General features: G+C 38.7%; 15 protein-coding genes. 5 read left to right on the plus strand and 10 right to left on the minus strand.

Going from position 1 to position 13,341, the window contains the following annotated elements:
* Positions 1-39 precede the first annotated feature (39 nt).
* On the minus strand, positions 40-357 hold the full coding sequence (locus ACE1MS_RS17355) for a hypothetical protein (RefSeq protein ID WP_012295756.1): 318 nt from the start codon (positions 355-357) through the stop codon (positions 40-42).
* A gap of 137 nt (positions 358-494) precedes the next feature.
* On the opposite strand from ACE1MS_RS17355, the gene ytzI reads away from it, so the two are divergent.
* The 4 genes from ytzI (at position 495) to ACE1MS_RS17375 (ending at position 2,188) form a co-directional block, all read left to right on the plus strand.
* Positions 495-641, plus strand: coding sequence for a YtzI protein (gene ytzI / locus ACE1MS_RS17360; RefSeq protein WP_099805798.1), 147 nt, complete (start codon positions 495-497; stop codon positions 639-641).
* A gap of 51 nt (positions 642-692) precedes the next feature.
* Positions 693-854, plus strand: coding sequence for a hypothetical protein (locus ACE1MS_RS17365; RefSeq protein WP_171821096.1), 162 nt, complete (start codon positions 693-695; stop codon positions 852-854).
* Positions 851-1,084: a membrane protein insertion efficiency factor YidD gene (gene yidD / locus ACE1MS_RS17370; RefSeq protein ID WP_008180348.1), complete on the plus strand. Its 234-nt coding sequence runs from the start codon at positions 851-853 to the stop codon at positions 1,082-1,084. The genes ACE1MS_RS17365 and yidD overlap by 4 nt, the downstream gene beginning before the upstream one ends.
* A gap of 108 nt (positions 1,085-1,192) precedes the next feature.
* Positions 1,193-2,188 carry a metal ABC transporter solute-binding protein, Zn/Mn family gene (locus ACE1MS_RS17375; protein ID WP_332290941.1) on the plus strand — a complete coding sequence of 332 codons (996 nt, stop codon included), beginning with the start codon at positions 1,193-1,195 and terminating at the stop codon, positions 2,186-2,188.
* Here ACE1MS_RS17375 and ACE1MS_RS17380 read toward each other — a convergent pair.
* The 6 genes from ACE1MS_RS17380 to ACE1MS_RS17405 all read right to left on the minus strand — a co-directional run bounded on the left by ACE1MS_RS17380 (position 2,133) and on the right by ACE1MS_RS17405 (position 9,865).
* On the minus strand, positions 2,133-3,356 hold the full coding sequence (locus ACE1MS_RS17380; RefSeq protein ID WP_051563301.1) for a transglutaminase domain-containing protein: 1,224 nt from the start codon (positions 3,354-3,356) through the stop codon (positions 2,133-2,135). The two genes, ACE1MS_RS17375 and ACE1MS_RS17380, sit on opposite strands and share 56 nt — an antisense overlap.
* A gap of 141 nt (positions 3,357-3,497) precedes the next feature.
* Complete coding sequence (locus ACE1MS_RS17385; protein WP_036162348.1) at positions 3,498-4,922, minus strand: o-succinylbenzoate--CoA ligase; 1,425 nt, start codon at positions 4,920-4,922, stop codon at positions 3,498-3,500.
* Between the two features lie 161 nt (positions 4,923-5,083).
* Entirely contained in the window at positions 5,084-5,902 is an 819-nt protein-coding gene (menB, locus tag ACE1MS_RS17390; protein ID WP_008180343.1) for a 1,4-dihydroxy-2-naphthoyl-CoA synthase, read from the minus strand.
* 63 nt (positions 5,903-5,965) lie between these two features.
* Positions 5,966-6,775 carry a 2-succinyl-6-hydroxy-2,4-cyclohexadiene-1-carboxylate synthase gene (gene menH / locus ACE1MS_RS17395; RefSeq protein WP_036217544.1) on the minus strand — a complete coding sequence of 270 codons (810 nt, stop codon included), beginning with the start codon at positions 6,773-6,775 and terminating at the stop codon, positions 5,966-5,968.
* The gene (menD, locus tag ACE1MS_RS17400) at positions 6,772-8,487 is read right to left on the minus strand and encodes a 2-succinyl-5-enolpyruvyl-6-hydroxy-3-cyclohexene-1-carboxylic-acid synthase (protein ID WP_012295764.1); all 1,716 of its coding nucleotides are present in this window, start codon (positions 8,485-8,487) and stop codon (positions 6,772-6,774) included. Before menD ends, menH begins: the two co-directional genes overlap by 4 nt.
* Positions 8,480-9,865, minus strand: a complete 1,386-nt coding sequence (locus ACE1MS_RS17405) for an isochorismate synthase (protein ID WP_031416459.1) — start codon at positions 9,863-9,865, stop codon at positions 8,480-8,482. The genes menD and ACE1MS_RS17405 overlap by 8 nt, the downstream gene beginning before the upstream one ends.
* A 249-nt stretch (positions 9,866-10,114) precedes the next feature.
* Here ACE1MS_RS17405 and ACE1MS_RS17410 point away from each other — a divergent pair, with 249 nt between their 5' ends.
* Entirely contained in the window at positions 10,115-11,032 is a 918-nt protein-coding gene (locus ACE1MS_RS17410; protein WP_447402514.1) for a 1,4-dihydroxy-2-naphthoate polyprenyltransferase, read from the plus strand.
* A gap of 14 nt (positions 11,033-11,046) precedes the next feature.
* On the opposite strand, the gene ACE1MS_RS17415 is transcribed toward ACE1MS_RS17410, so the two are convergent.
* The 3 genes from ACE1MS_RS17415 to ACE1MS_RS17425 all read right to left on the minus strand — a co-directional run bounded on the left by ACE1MS_RS17415 (position 11,047) and on the right by ACE1MS_RS17425 (position 13,321).
* The gene (locus ACE1MS_RS17415) at positions 11,047-11,976 is read right to left on the minus strand and encodes a dipeptidase (RefSeq protein WP_031416461.1); all 930 of its coding nucleotides are present in this window, start codon (positions 11,974-11,976) and stop codon (positions 11,047-11,049) included.
* A gap of 45 nt (positions 11,977-12,021) precedes the next feature.
* Positions 12,022-12,474 (minus strand): TraR/DksA C4-type zinc finger protein, encoded by a 453-nt coding sequence (locus ACE1MS_RS17420; RefSeq protein ID WP_012295770.1) that lies wholly within the window; start codon positions 12,472-12,474, stop codon positions 12,022-12,024.
* A gap of 85 nt (positions 12,475-12,559) precedes the next feature.
* Positions 12,560-13,321 carry a MerR family transcriptional regulator gene (locus ACE1MS_RS17425; RefSeq protein ID WP_036164716.1) on the minus strand — a complete coding sequence of 254 codons (762 nt, stop codon included), beginning with the start codon at positions 13,319-13,321 and terminating at the stop codon, positions 12,560-12,562.
* Positions 13,322-13,341: the final 20 nt, after the last annotated feature.

Raw genomic sequence — 13,341 nt, forward strand, 5'->3', positions numbered from 1 at the left:
CACTCAAAGTGAAAATCAACCTAAGCTGAAATTTCCCCGTTAGACACGCTTGTTAAAATAAGGTAACTGCTCTACAAACGCCTTGGTTTCCTCATCTCCATACTCATGAACTAGTGCATAAATTTTCATCAATCTTAAATCGATTTCATCATTTTCTCTATCTAAATGATATTGAATGTACGGTAACTGAGCACGCCATGCATTGGAGATCTCCAACAACTGCATTTGCTGAAAAATTTTCTCAAAAACATCTAATGCTTGTCGATCCACATTGAGTTCAAAATTCCAAGGTCCTGCATAAGGATTGGTATAATAGGTTCTATTGGCAAGTGAAAAATATACACGTTGACGATCCATCTTTACGATTCACTCCTTTTCCCATAGTATGGAGAGAAAGGTGTTGTTTTATTCCCTGGAATGTCAAACTTCCTTCACAATTAAAATGTCCATATAACTTATAATAAGTATGATGAACAAAGAACGGAGTGAGTATGATGAGTTTAACTACGCTCTTAATCGTCGCAATCATCATCGTTATTATTATCACTATTGCGACCGTTATCAGTGTCAACCGTGCCTATGCCTTTAAACATACCGTTGATGAAAAACCGAAACAAAGCTATCATCAAAAGGAAAACTAGTAGGTCATTCATGATTTATAAATTTTATTAATTGAATTTGGAGTGAAAGCAATGGGTGTGCCATTACCAATTATCGTTATGATTGCTATGATGATGTTAATGTTTGGTCTTTCTGTCATTTTCATTATCAAGAAAAAAAATCATATCTTTACGCAAACAATTGATGCAAAGCCAGAGCAAATTACATCGCAACAAGAGGAAGAACAACGATGAAATATCCCTTTATTTGGCTCATTAAGTTTTACAGAAAATACATTTCACCTATGACGCCACCTACTTGTCGTTTCCATCCCACATGTTCTTCTTATGGCCTCGAAGCTTTTCAAAAGCATGGGGCGCTAAAAGGATTTATTTTAACCATCACACGTATATCCAAATGCCATCCATTTCATCCTGGTGGCTTTGATCCAGTGCCAGAAAAATGGCCTTCGAAAAAGAATTAATTTTCGGAGGTCATTTTTTCTTGTACTTTTTGAAGTTGTGCGTTATTATAATAACTGTTCTAAAAAATAAATCGTAATGGTTACTATTTAAGAAAGGGATTATATTATATGAAAAAAGTTTATGTATTATTGCTAGTCACAGTTCTTGCCCTGTTTACCGCTGCTTGCGGAGACCAATCATCAACTTCCCAAAAGTCTTCTAATGAGACAGATAAATTAACAATTTATACAACTGTTTATCCTTTAAGCTATTTTGCACAGCGTATTGGGGGTGACTTTGTGGATGTCTCTTCTATTTATCCGGCTGGTGCTAATGAACATACCTTTGAACCAACACAAAAGGATATGATGAAATTAGCAGATGCCAATATCTTTTTCTATATTGGCTTAGGGCTTGAGGGCTTTGTTGAAAATGCTAAAAAGACTTTAGCCAATGAAGATGTCACAATGGTGGCAACTGCTGATAAAGTTTCAGATGAAAAATTAGCTATTAGCACAGGCCATGTTCATGCTGCAACCGAGGAAGATCACGATCATGCAGAAGAAGAACATGGACATGACGACCATGAGCATGGCGATATCGATCCTCATGTTTGGCTATCTCCAACAATTAGTGAAGATTTAGCACTTGCTATTAAAAATGCATTAGTAGAAAAAATGCCTGCTCAAGAAGCTACTTTTACTCAAAATTACGAAGCATTGGTAAAAGAGTTACAGGATTTAGATCAGGAATTTAAAGTAATGGCTGATCAAGCACAAAATAAAACATTTTTTGTATCTCATGCAGCATTCGGCTATATTGCAGGTCAATATGGGCTAACACAAATACCTATTGCTGGCTTAAATTCTCAAAATGAACCTTCACAAAAAGAACTAACAATGATTGTTGATAAAGCCAATGAATTGCATATTCACCATATTTTATTTGAACAAAATGTTTCCTCTAAATTAGCAGAGGTTATTCAAAAAGAAGTCGGTGCGAAATCACTTGTATTGCATAATTTAAGTGTATTAACGACAGACGATGAAAAAAATAAAGAAACTTACTTCACATTGATGAAGAAAAATATTCAAACTTTAGATAAGGCTTTAAGCAATCAATAATTGAAAGAAGGAGGTGCCCCGAAAATGGATGGGACACCTCCTTTATTATGACGTATTTTTCTTGCGGCATTCGTTTTTCTGTTCGCTCAATAGACAAGAACCGCTTATTTGTTTTGGGCACATGGAAATCTTTTGAATGAGGCACTAGGAAAGCCACCATACTTTCTACTAAAATCGTTGCCCATTCATTAAAGTCAAACGGAACTATAGTGTTTGAATCATTTTGATTTTGTGAGACAAGTTTTGTAGGCATCTCCATGAATGGTTTGATAGCCAGCCTATTTTCACCCATTATAGACATCCCCTTATTTGGGTTGAAACCTTCATGCAAAGGGGTTGTTACACTTTGTCTTTTAGTTACTTCCTGCAAGTCTGAATAGTTTTCGCTTGTTGCAGCCGGGAAGCTTGCATAATCCCAGGTATGGTCCTGTGATAATTGCCGATCCGACACTAGGAAATATTGATAACGTACTTCCCCTTTCCGATCAGGTAACGGATCATCCCATGTCACATCGATGTGATACCAATTATGATCAACTTTCACTAATACCCAGGCATGAAGCTGTTCGCCCACTTTTCCAGGGACATATTGCACCTCAAAACCCAGCAATTCTAGCATTCGATAAAGCACTAATGCATATGCCTGGCAGACTCCCTTATTTTCCGTCAGTAGCGTGTAAGGGGAATATTGACTTCCTTCCGTTTCCTTGGAATATTCCGCAGTTAGAACAATAAAATCATGTGCAGCCTGTAATTTTTGTAGGTCACTTAATCCTTGCATAGGTGCAATAATATCCGTCAATGTTTGCTCGACAAATGCTTCTTCACTTGGTGAAAGATGATAGGTAAACGTAAAAGCAATCGCAATTTTATGGTTATAACCATCATACTTCCATTTAAAGCTAGAAATATTAGTATAAATATAAGAGTTTTGAATCGCACCTTTCGTAATGTCTGTTAGTTCATCTTTAATATCAGATATGTCACCAGTATAGTAAATAGAGAATTCCGTTGATAGCTGCATAACTTCTTTATTAATGAGAGATTGTAGTGTTTGAATTGAATGAGCAGTTGCTACATCATCTTTTTCATAGTTTGCAAAAACTTGCACATGACTCATTTGTAGAACAAATAATATAATGACAGCATTATATATATATTTCCTCATATGAGTCATTCTCCTTTACTAAATAGTTTATGCCTCTCTTTTTTTATTATGTTAATGAATGATTAATTTCATGCTAAAAGTTCAATAATTTACAAAATAAAAAGAAGCCTAGCGTTCAATGGGCTTCTTTTTACATTTATTTTATTGTAGTAATTTACGTCTAAGCAGCTTATTAGCTCCGTTTCGTGGAAGACTGTTTGTAATAATAATTTCTTTTGGCAATTTATATTTAGCCAGCTTCTGTCGACAGAAGGCTTGTAATTGTTCGACTGATGCTTGTTTATTTAACACAACAAAGGCAACTGGTACTTGTCCCCATTGCTTATCATCGGCACCACATACGCCCGCCTCCTTAACAGCTGGATGCATAAGCAGAACATTCTCTATTTCTGCGGGATATATATTTTCTCCACCAGAAATTATCAAATCTGCTCTGCGATCTATGACAAATAAATAGCCTTCTTCATCTAGATAACCAATATCTCCGGTATGCAACCAGCCATCTCGCGTGGCGCTTTTTTGTGCAAAACGGCCGATATATCCAGGTGTAACATGGGGCCCTCTAATGCAAATTTCTCCTTCTCCTTGTGCGTTTGGCTCTACAATTTTGATTTGATTAAAAAATAAAGGCTTCCCGGCAGAGCCAATTTTCCGTATCGCATCCTCACTTGCTAATGTAGCTGTTTGTGAGGAGGTTTCTGTCATACCATACGTTTGAGCTACAGCCAAGTTTAACGTATGTGCTCTCGCTAAGTAATCAGCTGGCACCGGTCCTCCACCAGCAAGCATTAATTTAAAACGCGAGGAAGCTTTAGCGTTGTGTTGCTCCAACGTATGTAAGATTCTTTCCAACGTCACAGCTACAACTGACATATGTGTTACTTCACCCTTCATAATATGATGCGTAATAGCGTCTACATCAAAATGATCATATAAATAGACTTGATTGCCATATAACAGCGAACGCACTAATATCGAAAATCCACTAATATGGAATAATGGTACAGCACAAAGCCAAACATCATCAGTCTGTAGACCAATATTTAAAACCGAGGCCGTTGCACTAGCCTGATGGTTGCCTACCGTTTGACGGACGCCCTTTGGAAAGCCTGTTGTCCCAGATGTATACATAATCGTTGTTGTTTGTTCCAAAGGCCATTCCTTTGTTATATCGAATGCACCTTCCTCAACCTTTTCAATCGTTGAAAATAAATAATGAGCCATATTTGCAGGCAACTTATTTACATCCTCATCTGCAATCAATACGGCAACTGCCTCAGAGTCCGTCATTTGGTAACTAAGTTCATCCTGTGACAACCTACGATTTAGCATAACCATCTCACATTGCAGATGCATACAAGCGTACATGGTAATTACAAGCTCAGGTTTACTTGGACCCATGATGGCAATCCGATCTCCCTGCTGTATACCTAGTCCTACTAATTGGCGGGCACGCTTGATAGATAAATCATTCAACTCTTGAAAAGTCCAACTTTGTTCTTTATAAGTTAATGCCTTACGTAACGGTGTTAAATAGGCTCGCTGTATAATCCAATTCGGATACATATTTGTCACTCCAATCACCCTACATCTTAACGCTTTACCCTATCGCTTGTCTATTCATGTTACATTTGCTTTTAAACGTTAGTATTTTGCTTCTATCCTCTTTCCCAGGCATACAAAAAAGCTCGTATCCAAAAAGATACGAGCCTTACACCCTAACTAAATCAAGGGAATCTTGGGAATTGGCCAAAGTCTGGTTGACGTTTTTCTTTGAAAGCGTCGCGACCTTCTTTTGCTTCATCTGTTGTGTAGTAAAGAAGAGTAGCGTCACCAGCCATTTGTTGAAGACCTGCTAAGCCATCTGTATCTGCGTTCATCGCTGCTTTTAAGAAGCGCAATGCAGTTGGTGACATTTGTAGCATTTCTTCACACCATTGAACAGTTTCATCTTCTAATTGGTCATAAGGAACCACTGTATTAACTAAGCCCATATCAAGTGCTTGCTGTGCATCGTATTGACGGCAAAGGTACCAAATTTCACGAGCTTTTTTATGTCCAATAATACGAGCAAGATAGCCTGAGCCGTAACCAGCATCAAATGAACCTACTTTTGGACCTGTTTGTCCAAAGCGAGCGTTGTCAGCAGCAATAGTTAAATCACAAACAACATGTAATACGTGTCCTCCACCAATTGCATAGCCTGCAACCATTGCCACGACAGGTTTTGGGATTACACGGATTAAACGTTGTAAATCAAGAACGTTTAGACGTGGGATTTCATCGTCTCCTACATAGCCACCATGTCCGCGAACTTTTTGATCTCCGCCTGAGCAGAAGGCATGTTCACCTTCACCTGTTAAAATAATTACACCGATATTTTTATCATCGCGTGCACGTGAAAATGCATCAATCATTTCCATAACCGTTTTTGGGCGGAATGCATTACGCACTTCTGGACGATTAATCGTAATTTTTGCGATTCCGTTATAGAACTCATACTTAATATCTTCATAAGTATGTAATGAAGTCCATTGACGTGTCATTGAATTGCCTCCTATATTGTAAATTCGTCTCGTTATTATCGAGGCGCTAACGTAAAAATAATATTACGTTATATACTCCTCTACTATTGTAGCAAACTCAGCGGGATTTTCCACATGAATTGCATGTCCAGCATCAATTACTGTCATATGCCTAACAGTTTTTAATAGCGCTTTCATTTCTAGTGCAATTTTACAAAATTTCTCATCTAATGAACCTGTAATTAGTAGCACAGGTATTTCAAGCTGGTCCATGAGATGCCAATTGGAAGGTTGGGTTCCTGTTCCGATACCTTTTAAGCTTCCTGATAAACCTTCTTCCTTTTGTGAAAGTCTTTCAGCCCGAATGGCCTTTTGCACAGTGTCAGAAAGATGACGCTGTGATGCAAAAAGCGGTATATTCTCCCATGCATTCACAAAAGAGACTAATCCATTGGTGATGATTTTTTGTGCCAATATGTCATCTCGCTCCCTACGTTCACGTCGTTCCTCTACTGTTCGTAAACCAGGAGAAGCACTTTCTAAAATGAGCTTTTGAATCCGATTTGGAAACGTAATGGCATAAGATAATGCAATTCTTCCCCCCATTGAATAGCCCAGCAATGTAAATTTCTCAATATGGAGCTGACAAAACAGTTCCTCTAAGTCCTGTAATTGTTCCTCCATTGAAAAACGCTTAATTTGCTCTGGGGTAGCTGTTTGCCCATGCCCAATTAAATCTATGGCAATAACCCGGACATTCGGTAGTGCTTGTGCTAGATTGTGCCATGTAGCCGTACTCCCTGTAAATCCATGCAAAGCAACTAATGTATGGATACCGTTTTCATTCCATATATCCACATTGGTTTCAAGTCCTCGGATTACTAAGCTCGTCATGCTTTTAGCTCCGCGTTAATACGATTCCATAGCTCTCGATGAGCCTGAACGTTTTCCGCTCTATCTGTAAATATTTCAACTAAGCGTAAAGGACGTTTTTTGACTGATGAAAACTTCCCTGATAATTCAGCTATTGTATCTACACGTACATAATCCATATTATACATATGGGCAATATCTTGGAATTCAAGTGCAGTCGGTGTGCCAAACAGATCCTCATAATGAGCTTCTACTGTTGATTGTGGTAAATAAGAAAAAATTCCTCCACCATCATTATTCATTACAAGAATAGTTAAGTTACATTCTTGGTATCTAGTAGCAATCAGCCCATTTACATCATGTAGAAAAGCTAAATCACCAATCAATAAATAAGTTTCTCGGTCATTTCCTTGACTGAAGCCTAATGCTGTTGATACTACGCCATCAATCCCATTCGTTCCGCGATTCGCAAAGAAACGGATATCCTTTGGTGTTGCTAATAAAAATGTATCAATATCACGCACTGGCATACTACTGCTAACGAATATATCGCTACCATCAGGAATCATTTTCAGTAAACGACTGACCATCGCTCCCTCATCTTTTTCTATTTCCGAATACTGTTCAATATAGGTAGAAGCCAACTGATTAGCTTTTTGCCATTCGGCTAAGTATGATTCCTCAAATGCTGTGTTAGTAAGGGTTAGATGTGTTAACCATTGATCGATATTTGCATGAATAAAATGTGTAGATACGCCCGTAGCATCTCTAAACATAGGATCTTCATCAATAATTACATAAGCACTAGGCTGTGTTTTTGTAATAAATTGCATAATGAATTTTGAAACGGGCTGTGCCCCTATTCGTAAAACTGTATCTGGCTGAACAAGTGCCTTAAAATCCTCACTCTTCATAATGGCATCATAGGTAGTCACGAGATATGGTAAGCAATCCTCTGGTACAGCTGCACGCATATTTGACAAGCTTTCCACTATGACTGGCCATTTCAACTGACGCACAAATTCCCAGAGAAATGCTAGATCCGTACCAAGAGCTAATTCTCCAACAATCATAAAGCCTTTTCTAGTCGAATTTAAAATAGAGGAAAGTTCCTGCATAGCAGAGGTTGTAGGGATTAATTGTCCCATACTGCTATGTTTAAATGTCATGGTTGGCAATTCATCCTGTAAATCAATTAATAAAGGCTCTCGGAATGGAACATTCAAATGCACTGGCCCAAAAGGTGCACTTGTTGCAATTGCCACTGCCCGCGCTATATGACGTTCGATAAAAGGCAATGTGGGAGCAGCACCATCTGCTAATGGAAAATCAACACTCCATTTCACATGTGAACCATATAGATGAGGCTGATTAATGGTCTGTGGTGCGCCTACCTCACGTAATTCATGTGGTCGATCAGCCGTAATGATAATCAGTGGTACACGGGCATAGCTAGCCTCAACAATTGCTGGAAAGTAGTTTGCTGCCGCTGTACCAGACGTACATAAGAGGACAACAGGCTTAGCAGTAGCTTTCGCAAGCCCTAAAGCAAAGAAAGCAGCTGAGCGCTCATCTACTTGACGATACATTTTTATTTGTTTTGTAGAAGCGACGGCGTAGGCAAGAGGTGTTGAACGCGAGCCTGGGCTAACAACAACATTTTCTACCCCTACTTGTACTAATGACGCAACCATTTTATATACATAATCTGTTAAATTTTTTCGTTCACTCATGTAATTGTCCCCCTAGCGCACGAAGCATTGGACGGAATTTCACTAATGTTTCATCATATTCAGATTGTGGCTCTGAATCCGCTACAATACCGCCACCAGCATATAAATAAGCTTTATCGTGAAGCAATGCCGCTGACCGTATCGCGACTGCAAATTCACCGTTTCCCTCTGCATCCAACCAGCCGATTGGCGCAGCATACAAGCCTCGATTCATCGGTTCATACTTACGTATAGCTGCCAACGCTTCCATACGTGGTACACCACCTAATGCTGGGGTGGGATGTAAAGTTTTAGTGAGTTGTAATATTGTAGCATCCTTATTTAGTTGTCCTTCAATAGGTGTATATAAATGCTGAATATCTCGTATTTTTAATAGACGAGGACTTTCAGGAAGGTTTATATCCACACAATTTTTTCGGAATGTGTCTGCTATCATATCGACAACATATTGGTGTTCTCCTCCGTTTTTTGGATCGTGTAACAAGCTTTGTCCATAAGCTTCATCTTCTTCTGCTGTTTTTCCTCGCTTAATTGAACCGGCAACACATGAAGAAAAGGCTCGACCATCCTCCACTTTTACAAGACGCTCAGGCGATGCTCCGAAGAACAAAAGATGTTCATGCTCTAAGCCGAACAAATAACTTTCTGGTTGTTCATGGATAATTTGTGATAACACTTGTGGAGCAGTTACTTGCTCTTTAAATTGCAGTGCAAGTGATCGTGCAATAACAACCTTATCCGCTTTCTTTTGCTTAATTAAAGCTGTCACTTGGTCTATAGAAGCTAAATAAGGCTCTTTATAAGGCTCAAAGTAGCTTGATATTTCAGGCTTTGAATACGTTTTCACTTCTTTAACCTGTGCTGCATGAACTAAATAATCTCGCTCTTTTCTTAATGCCTCAAACTGAGCCTCACCATCCTGATCCTGTGTCAGAAGATGAATACTCACATATGCCTTTTCATCCCGTATAACAAGCTGAAATGTTGCTAATGCAAAATAAGCCTCTGGAAAACCCGTCCATTCCCCAGCAACATTATTCTGTGGATCAAATGTAAAGCCCCCGAACAAAATAGGTTGGAGCTCACGTTGTCCTTTCAGACAATTTTTCGTTAAATTTTTCCATTCAGCTTCTACAGCATCAAAACGTTCATTTTTTTTATTATTTTGAATGGTATGGGCATGTCCTAGCCCAACTAAAGTCATTGTTTTTTCTCTATTTTGCCAATAAAATCGTTCACCTTTATAGCACTCTTCACCTGCTGTATAAAACGCTAATGCAGACAGGTGACTCACTTCCATTGTTTCCATATAAAAATGAAGGCTTTGGCCCAAAGAGTCCACTTCTACTTCTGTGGCTTGGTACCACTTCTGTTGCATGAAAATTACCTCCGTTGTTGCAATGTACATAATCAATGATGGCGAAAATTACATCATTTTTGGGGCTGGCAACCGTGTCATTCGTACTGTTGCTATTCACCCTATTTTTATTTTCAGTTCATAAATGCATGTTCTATTGTATCACTTTTTTTCATTTTACAGTATGTAATAAGCTGTGAACCTACCCATTTTCTCAATCTTCGTTTAAAATAAGAAGAGTCGACAACATTTGAAGGAGAGAAAGACCTTATGACCAAAGTCATTGAAGCTGATAGGGGTATTAAAGTTTGGTGGCATTTAACACGTCCACATACTTTAACCGCTTCATTTGTTCCAGTATTCCTAGGAACAGCAATTGCACTAGCAATTGAAAAAGAAACAATTGATTTTGGACTATTTTTTGCTATGCTCATTGCAAGTATGCTTATTCAAGCAGCAACGAATATGTTCAATGAATATTATGATTACAAATTAGGATTAGATAACGAGCATTCTGTCGGAATTGGCGGTACGATTGTCCGTCATGGTGTACAACCAAAAACGATCATGATGATTGCGCAAAGCTTCTATGCTATTGCCATGCTACTTGGCATTTACATATGTGCCTCAACATCTTGGTGGTTAGCTGCTGTTGGACTAGTTTGTATGCTAATTGGTTTCTTATATACAGGTGGTCCATACCCAATAGCCTATTCACCTTTTGGCGAAATAGTTTCTGGGGCAGTAATGGGAATGGGAATCGTTTTGATTGCTTTCTATATTCAAACGCTTACAGTAACACTTGATGCCGTTTTACTTTCCGTTCCAAGTATGATTTTAGTTGGTGCTATTATGCTATCCAATAATATTCGTGATATTGTTGGCGATACAGAAGGTGGACGCAAAACACTGGCTATTTTAGTAGGACGTGATAATGCAATCTCCGTGCTATCAGGATTTTTTATTGTATCCTACCTATGGGTAATCGCCCTTGTTGCAATTGATGGCATTACTTTTTGGGCTTTGATTATTTTCTTAAGTATTCCTAAACCATTACGTGCCATTCAAATATTCAGAGATAAAAAAGAAGCCAAAGAAGTGATGCCTGCGATGAAATATACAGCGCAAACGAATACAATCTTCGGCTTCCTATTAGGAATTGGTTTATTAATTGATTATTTCTTTTAAAAAGTGCGGCAGCCTTAACGGGTTGCTGCTTTTTTTACATAGCGTTTGAAATTCTGACTAGCGATTCCTTGTACTTCTTCTGCTGAAAAGCGAGTTCGTAATGCCTCTAATAAATTTTGAGCCTCTCCCGCATGAGCTAATCCTTTTACGGTCACACCTATGCCATCAAAATCTGATCCTAACCCTATATGCTCCACACCTACTAAGTGGGCTAAATGCTCCACATGATCAACCAATTGTTCCAGCGTTGCATCTTGTTCACTAATAAAGAGTGGAAAATAAACAACATGGATATGCCCTCCATGTTTTACAAGAGCCTTCGCTTGTGCATCTGTTAAATTACGAGGATGATCACATAATGCTCGTGCATTACTATGACTAGCAATAATATGCTTCGCTAATGGCAACACATCCCAAAAACTTTGTTCGTTTAGATGGGAGACGTCAATTATTATATCACGGTCATTTAATACTTGAATGACTTCTTTACCAAATGGCTTCAATCCAAGACTTGCCTCTTGCTCAGCTCCATGGGCAACAGCATTTTCTTCATTCCACGTTAAACCTACTAATTTGACGCCTGCATCAAGTACAGCAGTTAGCTTTGTTAAATCTTCGCCAATAGCACCACAGCCTTCTAAGCTTAAGATAGCTCCTATTTCATGGGGAGCTAATAGCTCTAACTGTGCCCAATCTGTAATATGCACCATGCCCTCTGTTTGTAAAACATGAGTATGAAATGCTTCCATTTGACGTATGACTTCAAGAAATTGCTGATTTTGTGGGATTTCAGGGTCAATAAAGATGGCGAATACCTGTGCTTTTATTTGCCCTAATTGCAGTCTTTTATGATTGACATGCATACGTACATCCTCTGCAAAACTTGCCGCTTCAAGCGTTGTTAATTTCAACAGTGCATCACAATGTAAATCAATAATGTTCATCTTCTCACCTCTACAGCTATTATACTGCTTTGGTAAGCAAAATACTTACTGACTTTTGTCCTGTGGAGTATCAGAAGAGCCAAATTCTTCAAGCTCAATAAAATCATCCGATCTTGGTGTTGAAGAGAGCACATCCTCTTCCACTGGTCGTAAATTATCCTCTTTCTTTTCCGCATGTTCGACACATGTCAAAGCCTGCGGCATAGCCTCTAAACGTCCAATTGGAATCTCTTTACCACAGACAGCACATTTGCCATATGTTCCGTCTACCATTGCTTGAAGAGCTTCTTTTATTTCCTCTGCATTGTCACCACGATGCTCGTCAATAGCCATTTCTGTGAGCTGATCCGTTAAATCACTGGCATTATCAGCAGGATGATTATCATAATTAGATAGCTCTGTCGCTTGGGGACGCTCTGATTCATCTATTCGCTTTTCGATTTCTTGTAATTCTTGCTCTAATTGCCTTTTTAATTTTTTCATAACTTGTTGATCCAAAAAAATCTCCTCCTTATGCTTTCATTTTTTCCTAATTTATTATTTCTAAAACATCAGCATAAGGAAGGTTTATTTATTTATATTTTTATTTATTCGTATACGCTACGATTGCATCATGTAAATACTGCGCAGCTCCCACTACACTACGCTCGTCGTAATAAGCGGTGAACCGTTCATCCGCAATATACATTTGAGCGAGTCCTACATGTGCCTCTTTAGAATATTCTTTCCATGTAAAGCTCAGCCATCGTTTATGGAGCTCCGCAACTTCCATCGCAATTTCATTTGTTGCGTCTCCCACCCCTATTGCTTCTGTTAAACGCTCAAACATTTGCTGCTCCAATTGCTGCATTGCCTGAAACTGTTCCTCTGTCATATTCATAAGCTTAGCATTCGAAGCATCTACTGTTTTGTCTCCATATTTGGCACGGATTTCTTGACCATACTTATTTTCGTTATCCTCAACTAACTTTTCTTTAAATCCATTAAATTTTTCTTCATTTGACATAGGTTTTTCCCCCTCAATTGATAGTATCGTTTTTTCTACCGTCTGTAAGATCGTCTCAAGCTGTTCTTTTCGTTTAAGCAGAGCAGCTCTATGTGACTTTAGCGCCTTGAAATGTTGAAAATGAGGAGCTTGAATAATATCCTGAATAGTTGCTAGCTTCATATCCAACGCTCGGTAAAATAAAATCTGCTGTAGCAGATCAACTTCCGCTTGACCGTAAAATCGATAACCTGCCTCATTGGTTCTTGCTGGCTTCAGTAGTCCAATTTCATCGTAATAGCGCAGAGTTCTCGTACTTACCCCAGACAATTGGGCAAGCTCTTGAATTGTATATTCCATGTTTTCACCTCCATTAATGC

This window comes from Lysinibacillus sp. fkY74-1 (assembly GCF_053165895.1).